Annotated in this window: 15 protein-coding genes; 6 read left to right on the top strand and 9 right to left on the bottom strand. The window is 52.0% G+C overall.

Features of this window, described 5'->3' with window-relative positions; all coding sequences use genetic code 11:
• Positions 1 to 33: 33 nt before the first annotated feature.
• The gene (locus tag M4I31_RS01105) at positions 34 to 792 is read right to left on the bottom strand and encodes an SDR family NAD(P)-dependent oxidoreductase (RefSeq protein WP_085049064.1); all 759 of its coding nucleotides are present in this window, start codon (positions 790 to 792) and stop codon (positions 34 to 36) included.
• A gap of 119 nt (positions 793 to 911) precedes the next feature.
• Between M4I31_RS01105 and M4I31_RS01100 the strand changes: the two genes are divergently transcribed.
• The 3 genes from M4I31_RS01100 to M4I31_RS01090 all read left to right on the top strand — a co-directional run bounded on the left by M4I31_RS01100 (position 912) and on the right by M4I31_RS01090 (position 4,556).
• A complete protein-coding gene (locus M4I31_RS01100; protein ID WP_085049065.1) occupies positions 912 to 1,811 on the top strand; it encodes a LysR family transcriptional regulator in 900 nt (299 codons plus the stop codon).
• Between the two features lie 47 nt (positions 1,812 to 1,858).
• Entirely contained in the window at positions 1,859 to 2,884 is a 1,026-nt protein-coding gene (gene yhjD, locus M4I31_RS01095; protein ID WP_085049066.1) for an inner membrane protein YhjD, read from the top strand.
• A gap of 349 nt (positions 2,885 to 3,233) precedes the next feature.
• Positions 3,234 to 4,556 (top strand): MFS transporter, encoded by a 1,323-nt coding sequence (locus M4I31_RS01090; protein WP_069323751.1) that lies wholly within the window; start codon positions 3,234 to 3,236, stop codon positions 4,554 to 4,556.
• A 43-nt stretch (positions 4,557 to 4,599) separates the two neighbouring features.
• Here the strand turns inward: M4I31_RS01090 and M4I31_RS01085 are convergent, their stop codons facing one another.
• Together M4I31_RS01085 and pdeH are read right to left on the bottom strand one after the other, a co-directional pair.
• Positions 4,600 to 6,660, bottom strand: a complete 2,061-nt coding sequence (locus tag M4I31_RS01085) for an AsmA family protein (protein ID WP_085049067.1) — start codon at positions 6,658 to 6,660, stop codon at positions 4,600 to 4,602.
• Positions 6,661 to 6,737: 77 nt separating this feature from the next.
• Positions 6,738 to 7,505 (bottom strand): cyclic-guanylate-specific phosphodiesterase, encoded by a 768-nt coding sequence (gene pdeH, locus M4I31_RS01080; protein ID WP_038635128.1) that lies wholly within the window; start codon positions 7,503 to 7,505, stop codon positions 6,738 to 6,740.
• Between the two features lie 230 nt (positions 7,506 to 7,735).
• Here pdeH and M4I31_RS01075 point away from each other — a divergent pair, with 230 nt between their 5' ends.
• Positions 7,736 to 8,665 carry a sugar kinase gene (locus tag M4I31_RS01075; protein WP_038635130.1) on the top strand — a complete coding sequence of 310 codons (930 nt, stop codon included), beginning with the start codon at positions 7,736 to 7,738 and terminating at the stop codon, positions 8,663 to 8,665.
• 93 nt (positions 8,666 to 8,758) lie between these two features.
• Here the strand turns inward: M4I31_RS01075 and M4I31_RS01070 are convergent, their stop codons facing one another.
• The 5 genes from M4I31_RS01070 to M4I31_RS24035 all read right to left on the bottom strand — a co-directional run bounded on the left by M4I31_RS01070 (position 8,759) and on the right by M4I31_RS24035 (position 14,577).
• Positions 8,759 to 10,252: a pitrilysin family protein gene (locus tag M4I31_RS01070; RefSeq protein ID WP_085049068.1), complete on the bottom strand. Its 1,494-nt coding sequence runs from the start codon at positions 10,250 to 10,252 to the stop codon at positions 8,759 to 8,761.
• 222 nt (positions 10,253 to 10,474) lie between these two features.
• Positions 10,475 to 11,761, bottom strand: a complete 1,287-nt coding sequence (gene dctA, locus M4I31_RS01065; RefSeq protein WP_006687518.1) for a C4-dicarboxylate transporter DctC — start codon at positions 11,759 to 11,761, stop codon at positions 10,475 to 10,477.
• Between the two features lie 157 nt (positions 11,762 to 11,918).
• Complete coding sequence (hmsP, locus tag M4I31_RS01060) at positions 11,919 to 13,925, bottom strand: biofilm formation regulator HmsP (protein WP_085049069.1); 2,007 nt, start codon at positions 13,923 to 13,925, stop codon at positions 11,919 to 11,921.
• A gap of 225 nt (positions 13,926 to 14,150) precedes the next feature.
• Entirely contained in the window at positions 14,151 to 14,258 is a 108-nt protein-coding gene (locus M4I31_RS01055; protein WP_085049070.1) for a type I toxin-antitoxin system toxin Ldr family protein, read from the bottom strand.
• 85 nt (positions 14,259 to 14,343) lie between these two features.
• Positions 14,344 to 14,577, bottom strand: coding sequence for a hypothetical protein (locus M4I31_RS24035; RefSeq protein ID WP_139815586.1), 234 nt, complete (start codon positions 14,575 to 14,577; stop codon positions 14,344 to 14,346).
• A gap of 105 nt (positions 14,578 to 14,682) precedes the next feature.
• On the opposite strand from M4I31_RS24035, the gene megL reads away from it, so the two are divergent.
• Together megL and M4I31_RS01040 are read left to right on the top strand one after the other, a co-directional pair.
• Positions 14,683 to 15,879: a methionine gamma-lyase gene (megL, locus tag M4I31_RS01045; protein ID WP_061380953.1), complete on the top strand. Its 1,197-nt coding sequence runs from the start codon at positions 14,683 to 14,685 to the stop codon at positions 15,877 to 15,879.
• Between the two features lie 117 nt (positions 15,880 to 15,996).
• Complete coding sequence (locus M4I31_RS01040; protein WP_038635139.1) at positions 15,997 to 17,295, top strand: aromatic amino acid transport family protein; 1,299 nt, start codon at positions 15,997 to 15,999, stop codon at positions 17,293 to 17,295.
• A gap of 33 nt (positions 17,296 to 17,328) precedes the next feature.
• On the opposite strand, the gene M4I31_RS01035 is transcribed toward M4I31_RS01040, so the two are convergent.
• Positions 17,329 to 18,531 carry a sigma-54-dependent Fis family transcriptional regulator gene (locus M4I31_RS01035; protein ID WP_085049071.1) on the bottom strand — a complete coding sequence of 401 codons (1,203 nt, stop codon included), beginning with the start codon at positions 18,529 to 18,531 and terminating at the stop codon, positions 17,329 to 17,331.
• Between the last annotated feature and the right edge of the window lie 132 nt (positions 18,532 to 18,663).

The raw sequence follows: 18,663 nt of genomic DNA, 5'->3' as shown, positions 1-18,663 counted from the left end.
CAGCCAATATCTGGCTGAATAAGACACGACGGGTTACAGGAACATTCCGCCGGAGACCTCAATACGCTGCGCCGTCATCCACGCCAGCTCATCGCTGAGCAACGCGGCAATCGCGTCACCGATATCATCCGGCAAACCAACTCGCCCCAACGCTGTTTGCGAAGCAATGTACGCATTCAGTTGCGCGTTATCCCGCACATTTCCACCGCTAAAATCGGTTTCTATCGCGCCGGGGGCAATAATATTGGCCGTAATTCCGCGCTCCCCCAGTTCTTTTGCCTGATAACGGGTTAACACTTCCATCGCCCCTTTCATAGCCGCGTATGCGCTGTAACCCGGCAGCGCAAAGCGCGCGAGTCCGGTTGAAACATTGAGGATCCTGCCGCCTCTGTTCATCAGCGGTAAAAGGTTCTGCGTCAGGAAAAAAGGACCTTTAAAATGGATATTCAAAAGTTGATCAAATTGCGCTTCGGTGAACGCCGGATACGGCGCGTTAATACCAATCCCGGCATTGTTCAATAAATAATCAAAGGTGTCGCTTTGCCACTGGGTCTGTAAGGTTTCCCGCACCTGTTTTATAAACTGAGGGAATGTTGAAATATCCCCGACATTCAACGGTAATACCGCTGCTTTACCGCCAGACTGGCGAATTTCATCCACAACCTGCAGCGCTTCTTTTTCATTGCTGTTCCACGTCAGGATGATACCGATTCCTTTGCTTGCCAGCTTAAGCGCCGCGTTTTTACCGAGTCCACGACCACCGCCGGTCACCAATGCGATACGTTGCGTCATAAGAAACCTCATTTCATGTGTAGTGAAGATTGAGACAAAGCTTATTAGGTGGTAGAAAAACAATAAATATCGCTGATTGCGCATTACTGTTTCATACAGAACAACAATAGGGCATGAGAATGGATAAAATTCACGCAATGCAGTTGTTCATCCGCGTCGCAGAACTGGAGAGTTTTTCGCGTGCGGCGGACACCCTTGGACTACCTAAAGGTAGCGTATCGCGACAAATCCAGGCCCTGGAAAATCATCTGGGCACGCAGCTGTTGCACCGCACCACCCGACGCGTCCAGCTCACACAAGACGGCATGATCTATTATGAACGCGCGAAAGATCTGCTAAGCAATCTGGATGAACTTGATGGACTATTCCATCACGATTCGGCCAGTATCAGCGGCAAGCTGCGCGTGGATATGCCGGTGGGCGTCGCGAGAAATTTGGTGATGCCTCGCCTGGCAGCCTTCTTGCATCAATATCCGGGACTTGAACTCGAACTCAGCAGCAGCGATCGGCTGGTGGACTTGATCCGCGAAGGTTTCGACTGCGTCGTACGCGTAGGTACGCTGAAAGATTCAGGGCTGATTGCCCGTCCGCTGGGTAAACTCACGCAGATTAACTGCGCCAGCCCAGAATATCTGGCCCGCTTTGGCTACCCGGAAAGCCTGGAAGATTTAGCCTCGCATGCGGTGGTGCATTACTCGGTGAACCTGGGAACGCGTGCGCAAGGTTTCGAGGTGGCGACAGGCAACGGTACTCATTGGGTTAAAACCGGCGGCATGCTGACGGTGAACAGCACGGAAACCTATCATGCAGCGTGCCTTGCCGGCCTGGGCATTATTCAGGTGCCACGCGTCGGCGTACGCGACGCCCTGCGCGCCGGTACGCTGGTCGAGGTGTTAGGGCAGTATCGTGCCGAGCCGATGCCGGTTTCTCTGTTGTATCCGCATCGCCGCAACCTCTCCCGCCGGGTTCATCTGTTTATGGAATGGCTGACCGGCGTAATGAAAGATTATGTGGACTGACAAGCTATACTGTCCTGAGAATGAACAGAACAAGGAATACTGGCCTGATGACGCAGGAAAAAGAGATAAAACGCCCCATTCAGGAACTTGAGCACGCACCGATCCCAAAAATTGAGACCCAGGAGCGTGAAAAAACAGAAACCAACGGTACGACCAACCAGGCATTGCAAACAGCCCTGACCCTCGCCGATAAAATTCAACGCCAGCCCGTCATCGCCCATATGATTCGAGCCGCAGAGCGTTTTAATGACCGCATGGGAAACCAGTTTGGCGCCGCTATTACCTACTTCTCGTTCCTGTCGATGATCCCTATCCTGATGGTGTCATTTGCCGCCGCCGGTTTTATTCTCGCCTCCCACCCTACGCTGTTGCAGGATGTCTTCAGCAAAATACTGCTTAACGTCAGCGACCCGACGCTCGCCTCCACGTTAAAAAACACCATTAACACTGCCGTTCAGCAGCGAACCACCGTGGGTCTGGTCGGGCTTGGGATCGCCCTTTATTCCGGGATTAACTGGATGGGTAATCTGCGCGAAGCGATTCGTGCCCAGTCGCGAGATGTCTGGGAGCGTACGCCGCAGGATCAGGAAAAAATTTGGGTTAAATACCTGCGCGATTTTGTTTCATTGATTGGTTTGTTGATTGCGCTGATTGTCACTCTGTCCATTACTTCTATCGCCGGTTCCGCCCAGCAGATGATTATCTCTGCGCTGTATCTCGACGGCATCGAATGGCTGAAGCCCGCCTGGCGCCTGATCGGCCTGACCATCTCTATTTTCGCCAACTATTTGCTTTTCTTCTGGATTTTCTGGCGACTGCCGCGTCACCGACCACGTAAGAAAGCACTCATTCGCGGCACATTTATCGCGGCGCTGGGGTTTGAAGTTATCAAAATGATCATGACCTACACGCTGCCGTCACTGGTGCAATCGCCGTCAGGCGCAGCGTTTGGTTCCGTGCTTGGACTGATGGCGTTCTTCTACTTCTTCGCTCGTCTGACGCTGTTTTGCGCCGCCTGGATAGCCACGGCGGAATACAAAGATGACCCGCGGATGCCGGGGAAAACGCAATAGCCACCGCCGGATTAGTTGTCAATTGCCGGATGGCGACGCACGCGTCTTATCCAGCCTACGGGTGAGTTTGTAGGCCGGATAAGCGCAGCGCCATCCGGCAATTATAATGCCGCCTGTTCTTACTGATTTAGTGAATAAATCCAACCCGTAACTTTTATTTAACCAAAAACCAGTTTTATCATCCAAGTTTTAAATTATGTGAAGCATTTCATGGAAGTGAAATCTTCAGCCTGAATATTATCCCCTTTTTGCTCTTTTTTTGACCAATTGCAGGGTTTGTTACAGATTGAAATATCGCTTTTGCTGTGCGTAATATGGCCTTTCGTTCGGCCAAAAATAAGAAAATATTATGCAAGCAACAGCCACAACACTCGACAACGAACAGGAACACACCCCGGTCAACTCGCGCAATAAAGTTGTCGTCGCCTCCCTCATTGGTACCGCCATTGAGTTCTTCGACTTCTATATCTACGCGACCGCCGCGGTGATCGTGTTTCCCCATATTTTCTTCCCGCAGGGAGATCCGACCGCGGCTACGCTGCAGTCCCTCGCCACCTTCGCTATCGCTTTTGTGGCCCGGCCAATCGGCTCCGCGGTGTTCGGCCATTTCGGCGATCGCGTAGGCCGTAAAGTCACGCTGGTTGCTTCACTGCTTACCATGGGGATTTCAACGGTTGTCATTGGCCTGCTGCCGGGCTATGAAACTATCGGCATTTTCGCCCCGTTGCTGCTGGCGCTGGCGCGTTTTGGCCAGGGTTTAGGTCTGGGCGGTGAGTGGGGCGGCGCGGCGTTGCTGGCAACGGAAAACGCGCCGCCGCGTAAACGCGCGCTGTACGGGTCATTCCCGCAACTGGGCGCGCCTATCGGCTTTTTCTTCGCCAACGGCACTTTTCTGCTGCTCTCCTGGCTGCTGACCGATGAACAGTTTATGAGCTGGGGCTGGCGCGTACCGTTCATCTTCTCTGCGGTACTGGTGATCATCGGCCTGTACGTTCGCGTTTCATTGCATGAGTCCCCGGTCTTCGCCAAAGTCGCTGCAGCGAAAAAACAGGTGAAAATCCCGCTGGGTACCTTACTGACAAAGCATATTCGCGTAACGATCCTCGGCACGTTCATCATGCTGGCGACCTATACACTGTTCTATATCATGACCGTCTATTCGATGACGTTCAGTACAGCCGCCGCGCCTGTAGGGCTTGGCCTGCCGCGTAATGAAGTGTTGTGGATGCTAATGATGGCGGTAATTGGCTTTGGCGTTATGGTGCCAGTGGCGGGTCTGCTGGCCGACGCGTTTGGTCGCCGCAAGAGCATGCTCATCATCACCACGCTTATCATTCTGTTTGCGCTGTTTGCCTTTAAACCGCTGCTCGGATCTGGCAATCCGGCGCTGGTGTTCGCTTTCCTGCTGCTGGGTTTAAGCCTGATGGGACTGACATTTGGTCCGATGGGCGCGTTGCTGCCGGAGCTGTTCCCAACCGAGGTTCGCTACACGGGCGCATCATTCTCATATAACGTTTCGTCGATTCTTGGCGCTTCCGTTGCCCCGTATATTGCCGCATGGCTGCAGGCTAACTACGGCCTGGCAGCGGTAGGAACGTATCTGGCATCGATGGCGGCGTTGACATTGATCGCGCTGCTGTTAACCCATGAGACCCGTCATCAGTCATTGTGATTCTTTTGCCGGATGCGGTGTAACCATCGCATCCGGCCTGACATCACTTCTTCATTTGCGACAGTATCGCCCGGCACTGGTTGGCTTCCCCTTCGGAAGGAGAAATCAGCGCCAACAGTGCCGCCGCTGGAGTGACTAACGTGGCTAATGCGGCGGCAACCGCACCACGCGCAATCAATGGCCCAGCTTTTACACCTGCCTGCGGGTTCTTGAAGGTCCCGCGAACATACAGCGGCGAACGCAGCGTAATAATACGAATACCTTTGCTCTCTGGATCGATGGTTAAATCCAGTTGCTCAGAGGCAAAACTCGCGGTCCCGGTCACATTGATCACCGCATTTTCCGTATCAAAAGCAAAGATTTGAGGACGCGCCACGCCGTTAACGATATCCAGATTCGCCGCCGCGCAGTTCACCCGGACCTCATCGTCACCAAATATCTGACCAACGAGATAGTTACCCAGATTTAATCCCACAATTTCCATCAGATTCCGGCTGATTAAGCCATCGTTCATCAGCAGCTTCAGGTTGCCATTGCTGTTCCCCAACAGCGCGGCCACCGAGTTTCCGCTGCCGCTAAATTTAGCGTCACCGTTCATTTCACCGAGCGTTTTCTGCATCAATTCTACATCCGGCATGAGCTCTTTTAGCTTCAGGCGGCGAGCCTGAATATCCGCCTGCCCACGCATCGGCTTTTTATCCCCTTCCAGATGGATTCTGGAAACAATGCTGCCTCCCGCCAGGCCAAATTTCAGCGGCTGCAGGCGCAGGTCGGCATTTTTCAGGATGATATGGGTGGAGAGATCGCTAATCGGTAGGCTGCTGCCGTGTTCAATGCGCCGACCTTTGAAACGTACGTCAGCATCCATCACATTCCATTTGTCAGTTTCGAAACGGTCATACGGTAAGACTTTATCGGCAGGCTGGACGCTCTTCTCACCTTTGCGCTGTTCAGACTGTTTGGCCTTTTCCGCGCCTTTCCCCGAATCCACACCAATCAGCGGTCCCAAATCAGCCAGTCTCAGCTGGCGTGATTCGACGTCCCCTTCCAGTTTCGGACGCGGCTTACCGGTCGTATAAGTTAGCGTCCCATGAATATCGCTGTCGCCAATGCGGCCATTAAAATCGCGGTAATCAAAAACAGAGGATTTTTCCGGGTCGATTTTCGCCACCAGACGCCCGTCGGTTTCAAACGGCGGCGTATCCGGGAGCAGCACCCCCGTCAAATCGTACAAATCCCCTAGCGAATCACCCGAGAATTTAAGCCGCAGATCCACGCCGCCCATATTCATCGGGTCATTTACCGTACCGGTAAATGCTACGCGCGTATTGCCCGAGCGGAAATCAGCCTGCACCGGGAAAGGGGTTCCTTCGCCCCTCAGCGCCAGCATCCCGCCTATTTTTCCGCTACCGCTTAGCGGTTCGTCGTTATAGCGTCCTTTGGCCTGCAAACCAAATACGTAGTCCTCAACGCGGGTTTGACTCTCTTTATTTTTTGCGCCCGTCACTTCGCTAAAAGGCAATGGCTTACCCAGCGGATCGACCAGGATCTCAAGCTCCGAGCGGGTCACCTTATCGTTTATAGCGATGCGTCCTTGATCGAAGAGAATATTATCCAGCCGGAAAGACCACGCAGAGGGCGACGCATTAGGATCGCGGTTTTCAGCTTCTGCGAGGGTAAAAGTCCAGTTATTATTTTTCTCCGACAGGCGAATAAGGCGCGCATCAGGCTTTACCAGCTTGACCCACGGTAGCCAGACGGTTTTTGTCAGCAATGCCAGCGGCGCGAGCGTGGCTTCCACGCGGGGAAGATGCACCATGGTGACGTCGGGAATGTCCGGCGGGTTGCCAAGGATAATATCCTCGGCATGAACGTGCGGCCACGGAACCCAGCTACGCCAGCCGGTTTCCTGCTTCTGGCGCTCCCAAACCACGCCCAGATCGCCCCGTATAGCGAAGGGCCGGTTGAGTTCTGTAGAGACTTTCTGGTTGATGGTCGGTTTGAGCCGGTTCCAGTCAAATGTCGCAATCACAATGATGAATACGACGATCAACAACAAGAAAACCCCTAATACTGATGCGGTTATTTTGCCTGCTTTTGTCATAGTTAGCGTCCTCACTTCCTTCCTTGCCTGTCCTAAAGATAGTCCAGCAGGGCAAAATGAGGGACGCTACATCCGAATCAAAGCGACAGGATCACCTCTTCGAGGGTGTGCAGAGGTACTGGACGAGAAAGAAAATAGCCTTGCGCCGCGAAAGCCGGTGAGTTTTGCACATCACGCCACTCTTCAAGTGTTTCAACACCTTCAACAATTACCCCGCGGCAATAGCGGTTCATCAGCTGTAACAACAGCGTGAAGAGATTGCGGCCTTCCGGCGTCTGGCGCAGCATGACAAACAGATCCCGCGCCACTTTAATATAGTCGTAACTCACTTCGCTCAGGGCCGAGAAGTTCGCCATTCCGGTACCAAAATCATCCAGCCAGAGGGGACCAAACTCGCACATTGAGGCGAACGACGACCCCTTCGGCAGGCGGATATGCTCCACCAGCTCAAAACGCAGCCACGGCAGGCATTCGATGATTTTCAGGATTTCAGGATCCTGGCGCATCGCAATCAGCGTTGGGCCATCGACATTCACTGAAGCCAGCAGGTTATTGGCTCTGAAAAAGTCCTTTTTCAGCTCAAGCTGCAGGAGCTGCTCTTTCACGACCTCTATACGGTGTCGGACGGCCACTTCAGCAAAATAGCGATCTGGCGCAATACGTTGGGCAGGATTATCAGGATGGGTCACGACGGTCAGCAGTTCAACGGCCATCAGCCGTCCGTCGGTCTGGTAAATCGGCTGATAGGTGTAAGCACGCTCGCACTGCAGCCAATAGCGTCTCGCCTGCAAGCTTTCGATACTCGCATCGGGCGTAATGAGCTGCTGGGTAACCTGCTTTATCATCAAAGATGTCCTGTAAATAAGAGTGTGACTGACCGGACTCGTCAAAGGTTATCGGCGCTCAGGCGCAGAACTTTACGTTCCGCCGCAGGCAAAATAAAAACCAGGCGGCAAAAAACAACACAGAACACGTGCTGGCTCAAAAAAATAATGGAACGTTGTTTTAATATGGTTGACCACTTAACACCCACAGCGCACACTAACGCTAATTTTTTTCAGAGCAGGTTACGACTATGTCCAGAAAGATTGCCGTGATTGGCGAATGCATGATTGAGCTGTCACAGAAAGGCGCCGACGTTCAGCGCGGATTCGGTGGCGACACGTTGAATACATCCGTTTATATCGCCCGCCAGGTCGATGCGGCGGCGCTTTCGGTACACTATGTGACTGCACTGGGTACTGACAGTTTCAGCCAACAAATGCTGGACTCCTGGCAGGGTGAAAATGTTGACACCTCATTAACCCAGCGTATGGAAAACCGCCTGCCGGGCCTCTATTACATTGAGACCGACAGCACCGGCGAGCGCACCTTCTACTACTGGCGTAATGAAGCTGCCGCAAAATTCTGGCTGGAGAGCGAACAGTCCGCCGCGATTTGCGAAGAGCTGGCGACATTTGACTATCTGTATCTGAGCGGAATCAGCCTAGCGATTCTAAGCCCGGCCAGCCGTGACAAACTGCTGACGTTACTGCGTGAATGCCGCGCTAACGGTGGAAAAGTCATTTTTGACAATAACTACCGCCCACGCCTGTGGAGCAGCAAAGAAGAAACGCAGCAGGTTTATCAGCAGATGCTGGAATGCACCAATATCGCGTTCCTGACGCTGGATGATGAAGACGCATTGTGGGGTGAAAAACCTGTAGCCGAGGTGATTGCCCGTACTCACGCGGCTGGCGTTCAGGAAGTCGTGGTGAAGCGCGGCGCAGACTCTTGTCTGGTTTCTATCGAGGGTGAAACGCTGATCGACGTCCCGGCCGTTAAATTACCGAAAGAGAAAGTGATTGATACCACCGCAGCGGGAGACTCCTTCAGCGCCGGGTATCTGGCGGTACGTCTGACCGGTGGCAATGCCGCCGATGCCGCAAAACGTGGTCACCTGACGGCAAGCACGGTGATTCAGCATCGCGGGGCGATTATCCCACGCGACGCTATGCCGCAATAACGTGTTGTTCTTGTAGGCCGGGCAAGCGAAGCGCCCCCCGGCCTACCCACCCAAGGCCGGATGGCAGCGTAATCGCCTTATCCGGCCTGGAGGTTACTGTACCGGCGGGATATCCGTCACTTCAGGATGTGATTCATCCGTTTCTACCGGCGTTGCCGCCGCGGTAACGGGCGCCATAATGCTATCCCACGTCGCCTGCAGTTCCTTCATATTGAATTCAGGCTCCCCCTTCGGCTGCAGCAGAATTAACGCCATATCTTGCGACAATTGCTGGCGCAGATCCTGATTCAGCATCTCAACGTTCAGACTGTTGAGGAAGCTCTGGCGTAAACGCTGATACTGTTCAGGCGCGATATCCACCACCTGATTTTGCAGCGAGCGCAAACGCTGGCTGATCAAAATGTCGGTATCGGTACGGCCATAGGTGGCAAACAGTTTCTGCAGTTCCAGATTTTTTTGCGCCACCAGCGCATTGAACTCTTCTTCCGGCAGGCCCTTATCACGCACTTTCGCCAGCTCACGCGCAACCGTACCGAGGTTCGCATTGAGCTTACCGTTCGGCGATTCCACGTTGATAGCGCACTGGGCACGCAGGAACAGCACCCGACAATCAAATCCAAGGCCGATATCTTTGGCATTGTTTTTGGTCAGTTCCTGCTGAATATGCCAGAACAGCGCTTCACGGGCTAAATCAGCGCGCCAGTAGCGCAACAGCGCGGCGGATTCACGGATTGGCTGCCATGGCGTGTCCCACATGATGGAAAGGCGATCCTGACGTACCGCATCGGTCATAATGCTCACGGCTTCCGCACGCAGCGGCGAAAGCGTCGGCACCGGCGCTGGGGTTTCCCGTTTTCCTTTTAACTCGCCAAAGGTTTTATTGATTTGTTCAGCCACGCTGCGCGCATCTACGTTACCCACGATAATCAGCGTCATCGCGTCCGGGGTATACCATTTCTGGTAGAAGGACTGGATTTTCGCGGCATCGACAGGCGTTTTTAGCGGATCAGCTGGATCGTGCCCCAGTAGAGTTGATCCCTTCAGACGGTAACGCCACCACCCCTCTTTGGTATCTGACGGCCAGGTTGCGACCATATCTTCGCTACTCAGCGCATGATTAACCGTTTCAGGAGTGATGCTCAGATTGCCGGAAATATTCGCCAGGTAAGTAAGTGACTCTTTCAGCAAGTCGTTACGGCTGTTAGGCAGACTGAGGTTATATAGCGTGGAATCATAAGAAACGATAACGGGCGGCATGGGACGTTTGGGATCGAACCCCTGCTGCCACAGTGAACGGGCTTGCGTGGCATCGAGGCCACCGCTTTGCGTCAGCGCGATACGCGGGATCGCATGGCTGAAACCACTCTGTTGCGTACTTTCGGTGAGTGAACCGGTATTGACCAGCAGGCGAACCTCAATACGGTCGCTGGGGCGCTGGGGAGTGGCTAGCACTTGCCACTGTAGACCATTTGTCAGCGTGCCCTGTTGCCACGCCGGGTCAGGCTGGAGCGCATCTGCCTGCACATAGCCGGCAGTGGCCATCATCAGCAAGCCGCCCGCTAAAAGTCGAATTTTTGTGCCCTGCATGTGAACCCCTGATCAACTATCCTGGTAATAAAAAGACAGCCCGCGAAAGGACTCTCTGAATATGACGTTAAAAACACTTCGTGTTAGACCGCAAGAACATGAAAATGTCACGGAGGAAGTGAAAAAATCCCGACGCCGCCGAATCGACGGTTTCAGGCACAGGGGGTAATTATGCGCAAACACCCGCAGTCCTGGAAGGGACTACGGGCATAAGTGACGAGATTAAGAGGATAAATCGTGCGTTTTGCCATCCGGCGCACGATTATTCAGCGTGTCATCCAGCTTTTTGGTATCCAATTCTTTCACCCATTTAGCCACAACGACAGTTGCCACACCGTTACCAATCAGGTTGGTCAGCGCACGGGCTTCAGACATAAAGCGGTCAATACCGAGAATCAGCGCCAGGCCAGCGACCGGTAAATGCCCCACCGCAGAGATAGTCGCGGCCAGAACAATGAAGCCACTCCCGGTCACACCCGCAGCCCCTTTTGAGGAGAGCAGGAGCACGACCAGCAGGGTTATCTGATGGAAAATATCCATATGACTGTTGGTGGCCTGAGCGATAAACACCGCCGCCATCGTCAGATAGATTGATGTCCCATCAAGGTTAAACGAGTACCCCGTGGGTATAACCAACCCGACAACCGACTTCCGACAGCCCAGTTTCTCCATTTTATCGAGCATACGCGGCAGTGCGGATTCAGATGAAGACGTACCCAGTACGATCAGCAGTTCTTCACGGATATAGCGGATGAATTTGAAGATGCTGAAGCCAGTCGCGCGAGCAATGGAACCCAGTACCAGAACCACAAACAGAATACAGGTGATGTAGAAGCAGATTATCAGCTGCCCCAGTTGCACCAGCGTTCCGACGCCATATTTACCGATGGTAAAAGCCATGGCACCGAAAGCACCGATCGGCGCCAGGCGCATGATCATATTGATGATGCCGAAAATAACCTGCGAGAAGCTTTCAATTACGTTGAAAATCATCTGGCCTTTGCTGCCCAGACGATGCAGAGCAAAACCAAACATTACCGCAAACAGCAATACCTGCAGGATATTACCGCTGGCAAACGCGCCAATGACGCTCGCAGGGATAATGTCCATCAGGAAACCTACGATCCCCTGGTCTTTTGCCTGTTCGGCGTAAATCGCTACCGCTTTGGCATCCAGCGTTGCCGGATCGACGTTCATCCCGGCACCAGGTTGCACCACGTTGACGATGATGAGGCCGATGATCAGCGCAATCGTACTGACAATTTCAAAATAGAGCAGTGCAACCGCACCGGTGCGGCCTACTGCTTTCATACTTTCCATGCCTGCAATGCCGGTCACGACAGTACAGAAGATGACAGGTGCGATGACCATCTTGATGAGCTTAACGAAAGCATCACCAAGCGGCTTCATTTGGGCGCCTAATTCAGGGTAGTAATGGCCAAGGAGAATACCAATGGCAATTGCTGTCAGGACCTGAAAGTAAAGGCTTTTGAATATAGAGGTCTTCATAGGGTGTCCTTAAAGTAAAAACCACAGGTCTTGTAAGGTTTTGTTTAACCTGCGGCCTTAAAGTAACACCCACTCAACATGACAGAAATGCACCTGGATCATAATTGATACAAAAATGTTAAAAATTTTGAGCTGGCTCGCACAAGCGAGACCTTTTTTAACTTTTGTAATCAGCGCCTTCCGGTGCCAGATAGCGTTCTTCAAAGATATTTGCCGGAACCGGTCGGGCAAACAGGAAGCCTTGCGCCACTTCCACCCCTGCTTGTGATAACCATTCGCGTTGCGCTTCCGTTTCAACGCCTTCGGCGATCATCTGCAAGTTGAGACTGTGTGCCAATTGAATGATGGCGGAGATCATGCTGCAATCTTCGGGCACGCCATCGACAAACATCTTATCAATTTTTAGTACATCCACCGGTAGCGACTTCATATGCTGTAGCTGTCGCAGACCCGCATACCCCATGCCAAAATCGTCCAGCGCGATGCGCACGCCCGCGTTGCGCAGCGGTCGCAAAATGGCCACCGCGGCATTGGGATCGTCAATATGTCGGCTTTCAGTCACTTCGAGGATCAATGTGCCAGGCTTAATGCGATAGCGCGTTAACAACTCCAGCAGATCAGACACCATATTGGGGTGCATCAACTGGAGAGCGGATAAATTCACCGAGAGCGGCAGCATCAGACCGCGTTCTTGCCAGGCTGACAGCTGGCGGCATGTTTCTTCCAGCACCCAATAACCGACGGTCACCATCAGACCACAAGACTCAATTCTGTCGATTAACCCTTCTGGCAGCTCCCAGCTACCGTCCGACTGTTGCATCCGCAATAATGCTTCTGCGCTCAATACCTTGCCGCTGGACATTTCTACCTGGGGCTGCATCCAGAGCGCAAATTGCTGGTTATCCATGGCGGTTAAAATATCGTTCTCCTGGGTTAAACGCTGCTGCGCCTCTTCCATTTGCAACGGATCAAAGAACTGAATTTGGTTTTTACCTTTATGACGCGACGTTAACACGGCGGAAAGGGCGCGGCGGTAGAGCTGCTCTGCGGTTAAATCACCATAAAACATCGCCACCCCGATGTTGCAGTTCGGACGTAGTTGAATGCCCTGAATCGGTAACCGCTCATTAACGATAGTGAGTACTTGCTGACCTAGAGTAATAGCATGCCAGGGTTCTTTTACACCATGCGCGATGATGGCGAAGTCATAGCCGCTCACCTGGGTAAGCACCATTCTGGGGGCCAATACGGATTTCAGTTTTTCGACTAACGTCAGCAGCAAGATTTCTCGCTGAGTTTCGGTTAACACGCCCGCGGTATCACGCAGGGTTTCACAGGTGACAATCATCAGTGCCGTCGTTTGCTGACGCGTCACCACCTGCTCCAGCAATCCCATTAAAAACGACTTGTTGGGCAATTCGGAAACCGGGAAGCGCATCGAATGGTCGCTTTGCTCTTCGCTATGGCGTTTGATGAGCTGCTGATTAAGGTTGTAGCTACGCACCAGCATACCAATCTCATCATCCTGATGCAGACGTGGTAATGCCAGTTGATAGCCAATCAGATCCTGCTGTTGAATGTCGTTCAGCTCGCGAGCGATTTTGCGCAATGGGTGCACAATCAAACGGTTAATACACCATGAGATGGCTACCGTGAGTATTAACGATAAAAGTAAGTAAATGGTCACTAACGTTGAGAGCGTGCTCATCACAAACTTGTACATGCGGTACGAATCCGCCTGCAGCACCAGATACGCCAGCGGCTGTGGGTTCGCTGAGCGCTCAAGTGAATAGACCGGCAGCGAAATTTGCACCGGAAGCTCAAACAGGCGGGTCACCGTAACGGGAACCGGGCGTTCGGGAATAAAGCTCATCCGCAGCGCCTGAAACTGATTAGGCAGCACCACATCAGCGCGGCTGACCACGCCCGCTGGCCGAATGCTGCGTAAAATGGCTTCCGCTTCGGGAATATCCCCTTTCAGGATAGTGTCGGAAAGAGGTTCACGGACGGAGCGAGCGATACTTTCCAGTTGTGTAGCCGTGTTATAGCGGTTCTGCTGTACCAGATGGAACAACAAAACGGTGCAAAAAATGAAAACAAACACCATGACAACGGCCGCGACCATTGCCATCTGCTTAATTGTTAACGAGCGACTGACACGCAAACTGACTCTCCACGGATAGACGAAACTGCCGTCAGAGTATACCCGATCGTAGCGGTATTAAGAGAGACGGTATCTGAAAACTTCCCAGCGTGCATTATCGCGACAGGATAGGCACCTGACGACGAGATTTATCTGCATTTAAGCCGAAAAAGGCCGCAAGGTCACCCCTGCGGCCTGGTTCGGGCGCATATTGCCATCACGGCAGGCAGACGCCCACTAAGCGCATTACTTCCTGTTACGTAGCCAGCTCACAATCAGACTGGCAATAATACCAGCGATGACTGGAGCCGCTAAATCGTGCCAGAAGGCCACGCCTAACTGTACGAGCGTCATATAGCCGCCTGTGTTGCAATGGCAACTGTTCGCGGCTATCCTTAACTTGTCTGGAGTCAAGTTAGCCCCCGTTTTGTTGCCAGGTTTATACTGAACAACGTGCGGGGGTTTTCTCTTTCCAGCAACCGATGCCGCCGAGGATCAAGCCCCCGCAACATTGCGCCTCACCGGTAATTCCCGGCTTGCCGCTGATTCTACGGTAGCCCATTCGCCATATCACTGCGCGATATTCCGCTCTGCGTAGCGCCTCGCATTTCACCCGTTTCTCGCCAGTACGCTGGAAAGATTCTTGCCAGTTGGCAACATTCCTGCCGACCATCAATCAAGGAAAACACATAACTCATTGATATCTATTAATTCAATTTCTGGCACAGCGATTGCTATTTGAGTGTGAGCTGTTCTGTTCCGAATTAAAGGAGATATCATGTCTGACTGTCGTACTTACGGATTCAACACCCAGATCGTTCACGCGGGGCAACAACCCGACCCTTCAACTGGCGCGCTCAGTACGCCTATTTTCCAGACTTCAACATTTGTATTTGACAGCGCCGAACAAGGTGCCGCCCGCTTTGCGCTTGAGGAGTCCGGGTACATTTATACTCGTTTGGGTAACCCCACCACCGATGCGCTGGAGAAAAAGCTGGCGGTGCTGGAAAGAGGTGAAGCCGGACTGGCAACCGCGTCCGGTATTTCTGCCATCACCACAACGCTGCTGACATTGTGCCAGCAGGGTGACCATATCGTTTCCGCCAGCGCAATTTACGGCTGCACCCACGCGTTTCTGTCGCACAGCATGCCGAAGTTCGGGATTAACGTCAGCTTTGTCGATGCGGCGAATCCTGAAGAAATTCGCGCCGCCATGCGCCCGGAAACCAAAGTGGTGTATATCGAAACGCCCGCCAACCCGACGCTCTCATTGGTTGATATTGAAACGGTGGCCGGTATTGCCCATCAGCAAGGCGCAGTGTTGGTGGTGGATAACACCTTTATGTCGCCGTACTGTCAGCAGCCTTTGCAACTGGGCGCAGACATCGTGGTGCACAGCGTCACCAAATATATCAACGGTCACGGGGATGTGATTGGCGGCATTATCGTCGGCAAGCAGGAGTTTATTGACCAGGCGCGGTTTGTGGGGCTGAAAGATATCACCGGCGGCTGCATGAGTCCGTTCAACGCCTGGTTAACGCTGCGCGGCGTTAAAACCCTGGGCATTCGAATGGAGCGTCACTGCGAAAATGCGATGAAAATCGCCCGCTTCCTGGAAGGGCATCCATCCATCACCCACGTTTATTATCCCGGCCTCTCTTCACATCCGCAGTATGAGCTTGGCCAACGGCAGATGAGTCTGCCAGGAGGAATTATCAGCTTCGAAATCGCCGGCGGCCTCGAGGCTGGCAGACGGATGATCAATTCTGTAGAATTGTGCCTCCTCGCGGTCAGTCTCGGTGATACCGAAACCCTCATTCAGCACCCAGCGTCTATGACACATTCGCCCGTTGCGCCAGAGGAACGGCTTAAAGCAGGTATTACCGACGGGCTTATCCGTCTTTCTGTGGGTCTTGAAGATCCAGAAGATATTATTAACGACCTTGAACACGCCATCAGAAAGGCAACATTCTGACCACTACAGTCTGAACCGACGCCGATCGGTTCAGACTGTTGAGAATCAAGGCACAACAGTCTGGCTATACGCGCAATCCTTTTCCGGGGAGAGCGTGTATTTTGGGCAGGGGGTTCTATGCAGGACAACACATTACAATTAAGCAACAATACAGCAACCGCCGTACCAATCTCAAAAAAGATACCGTTTACGAAATACGATTTTGGCTGGGTATTACTCTGTATCGGCATGGCAATTGGCGCCGGAACAGTACTGATGCCGGTACAAATTGGCTTAACAGGTATTTGGGTATTTATTGTCGCCTTTATTATTGCTTATCCCGCAACTTATATTGTGCAGGACATTTATTTAAAAACATTATCAGAGAGTGAAACCTGTAATGACTATACCGATATTATAAGTCATTATCTGGGGAAAAACTGGGGCGTATTTCTTGGCGTCATCTATTTCCTGATGATTATTCACGGCATATTTATTTATTCCCTATCAGTAGTATTTGACAGTGCCTCTTATATCAAAACTTTTGGCTTGACCGAGGCCGACCTTTCGCAGTCAATAATCTACAAAGTAGCCATTTTTGCCGTGCTGGTCGCCATTGCATCCGGGGGAGAAAAGCTGCTGTTCAAAATCTCCGGTCCGATGGTAGTAGTAAAAGTGGGTATCATCATCGTGTTTGGTTTTGCGATGATCCCGCACTGGAACTTTAGCAATATCAGCGCGTTTCCTGAAGCCTCGGTTTTCTTTCGCAACGTGCTGTTGACCATCCCGTTCTGCTTCTTCTCAGCGGTGTTTATTCAGGTATTAAACCCAATGAACATCGCTTATCGCAAACGGGTGGCTGACCGGGTACTGGCGACGCGCATGGCGATTCGCACGCATCGCATCAGTTACATTACGCTGATTGCGGTTATTCTGTTTTTCTCCTTCTCTTTTACCTTTTCTATTAGCCATGAAGAGGCCGTTTCGGCCTTTGAGCAAAATATTTCCGCCCTGGCGCTGGCAGCGCAGGTTATTCCAGGACAAATTATTCATATCACCTCAACGGTACTGAATATCTTCGCCGTATTAACGGCGTTTTTTGGTATTTACCTGGGATTCCATGAGGCCATTAAGGGTATTATTCTTAACATCCTGAGTCGCGTCATTGACGTTGAGAAAATTAATCCGCTGGTGCTCACGCTGGGTATTTGCACATTTATTGTGATTACTCTGGTTATTTGGGTATCGTTCCGCGTATCGGTGCTGGTATTCTTCCAATTGGGGAGCCCACTGTACGGGATTGTGTCGTGTATTATTCCGTTTTTCCTGATCTATAAAGTGACGCAGTTAGAGAAATTGCGCGGTGTTAAAACCTGGCTGATTCTGCTGTACGGAATTCTGCTGTGCCTGTCGCCATTATTGAAGCTGATTGAATAACCCGTCTAACGCGCCGTCAGCCACTGGCGGCGCTTAACTCACACTCTCCAACTGATAGCTGCGAATTTTATTCAACACCGTGGTATGCGACACCCCCAACGCTTTAGCGATATGCCGCGACGACACATTATCTTCTACCATTTGTTCGATGAGCTGGCGCTCAGCACTAAGCACTTGTTCTTTAAAAGGGCGTTCCGTTGGGGCTTGTTCAACCGCAGGTAAATTCACCATTCCCAGTTCGTCCAGGGTAATGACATCCGATTCCGCCATCAGCATCAGACGAATAATGGTATTTTCCAGTTCACGAACGTTTCCCGGCCAGGCGTGATGATGCAAGGCCGCAAAACAGGCTTTATCCAGGATTATCCGGCGCTGGAACTCCTTCGCATACTTCTGCACAAAGTGGCGAATAAGCAGACTAATATCCTGCGGGCGCTCCCGTAAGGGAGGAATGGTGAGTGAAAGTACGTTGATCCGATAATAGAGATCGGCGCGCAACAGACGTTGTTCCACCATCTCTTCCAGATTAGCGTTGGTTGCCACAATAATACGTACATTAACCGGTATAATTTGTGCGCCGCCAACGCGACGAATCCCACCATCCTGAAGCACGCGCAGTAATTTAGCCTGTAAGCTCAGCGACATTTCACCAAACTCATCAAGAAAAAGGGTGCCTTTATCGGCCATTTCAAACAGCCCTTTTTTGCCTTTACAATCTGCGCCGCTAAAGGCTCCTTTCTCATAGCCAAAGAATTCACTCTCCATCAGCGACTCAGGCAATGCAGAGCAGTTGACCGGAATAAACGGATAAAACCGCCGCTTCCCGGAATTATGGATAGCCCGAGCCAGTAGCTCCTTGCCGGTTCCGGTGTCACCGCGGATCAGAACGGTATATTTGCTGTCGGCAATTCTGATCGCCTTTTCGATAAGCAAGCGCATGCTCTGGCTAGTGCAAATAATGTCAGAGAAATAGCGCGGGCGTTCCGGCTCGGACGTTGACAGTTCGCTTATCTCTTCACACAGGTAAGCGACATTAATAATATCGGCTCGCTGGCTCAAACACGTTTGCACGTAGGAAATATCCTGCAGCTGGCGGCACCAGGATTTAATCAGGATCCGTCCCGGTGTGACTTTCATTGAGATGATATTGATATCACAGCAGGAAAATTCCTTCAGGACATCCTCAACCATCGATAGTCGATCAATTGTTTTAATATCCCAGCGTATCGTGACCACATTTGCTCCTGATCGTTAGCAACTGCGAAATCGCTATTTCTGTGACAAAAGGGTATCTGACTACATTTTAGACGCTATGGAATAATGTTCTGCCAGAGGACTCACATTGTGGACGTAAAAACAAAATATAAA

It is taken from the genome of Citrobacter sp. XT1-2-2, from assembly GCF_023516235.1.
GTDB classification, from domain to species: domain Bacteria; phylum Pseudomonadota; class Gammaproteobacteria; order Enterobacterales; family Enterobacteriaceae; genus Citrobacter; species Citrobacter werkmanii.
Note: the sequence above shows the minus strand (reverse complement) of the source record. Positions and strands in the feature narration are given on the sequence as shown.

What these genes read in the sequence shown, in the direction of transcription:
- M4I31_RS01105 (WP_085049064.1), bottom strand. Translation starts at nt 792, where the DNA reads ATGACGCAACGTATCGCATTGGTGACCGGCGGTGGTCGTGGACTCGGT.
- M4I31_RS01100 (WP_085049065.1), top strand. Translation starts at nt 912, where the DNA reads ATGGATAAAATTCACGCAATGCAGTTGTTCATCCGCGTCGCAGAACTG.
- yhjD (WP_085049066.1), top strand. Translation starts at nt 1,859, where the DNA reads ATGACGCAGGAAAAAGAGATAAAACGCCCCATTCAGGAACTTGAGCAC.
- M4I31_RS01090 (WP_069323751.1), top strand. Translation starts at nt 3,234, where the DNA reads ATGCAAGCAACAGCCACAACACTCGACAACGAACAGGAACACACCCCG.
- M4I31_RS01085 (WP_085049067.1), bottom strand. Translation starts at nt 6,660, where the DNA reads ATGACAAAAGCAGGCAAAATAACCGCATCAGTATTAGGGGTTTTCTTG.
- pdeH (WP_038635128.1), bottom strand. Translation starts at nt 7,505, where the DNA reads ATGATAAAGCAGGTTACCCAGCAGCTCATTACGCCCGATGCGAGTATC.
- M4I31_RS01075 (WP_038635130.1), top strand. Translation starts at nt 7,736, where the DNA reads ATGTCCAGAAAGATTGCCGTGATTGGCGAATGCATGATTGAGCTGTCA.
- M4I31_RS01070 (WP_085049068.1), bottom strand. Translation starts at nt 10,252, where the DNA reads ATGCAGGGCACAAAAATTCGACTTTTAGCGGGCGGCTTGCTGATGATG.
- dctA (WP_006687518.1), bottom strand. Translation starts at nt 11,761, where the DNA reads ATGAAGACCTCTATATTCAAAAGCCTTTACTTTCAGGTCCTGACAGCA.
- M4I31_RS01055 (WP_085049070.1), bottom strand. Translation starts at nt 14,258, where the DNA reads ATGACGCTCGTACAGTTAGGCGTGGCCTTCTGGCACGATTTAGCGGCT.
- M4I31_RS24035 (WP_139815586.1), bottom strand. Translation starts at nt 14,577, where the DNA reads ATGGTCGGCAGGAATGTTGCCAACTGGCAAGAATCTTTCCAGCGTACT.
- megL (WP_061380953.1), top strand. Translation starts at nt 14,683, where the DNA reads ATGTCTGACTGTCGTACTTACGGATTCAACACCCAGATCGTTCACGCG.
- M4I31_RS01040 (WP_038635139.1), top strand. Translation starts at nt 15,997, where the DNA reads ATGCAGGACAACACATTACAATTAAGCAACAATACAGCAACCGCCGTA.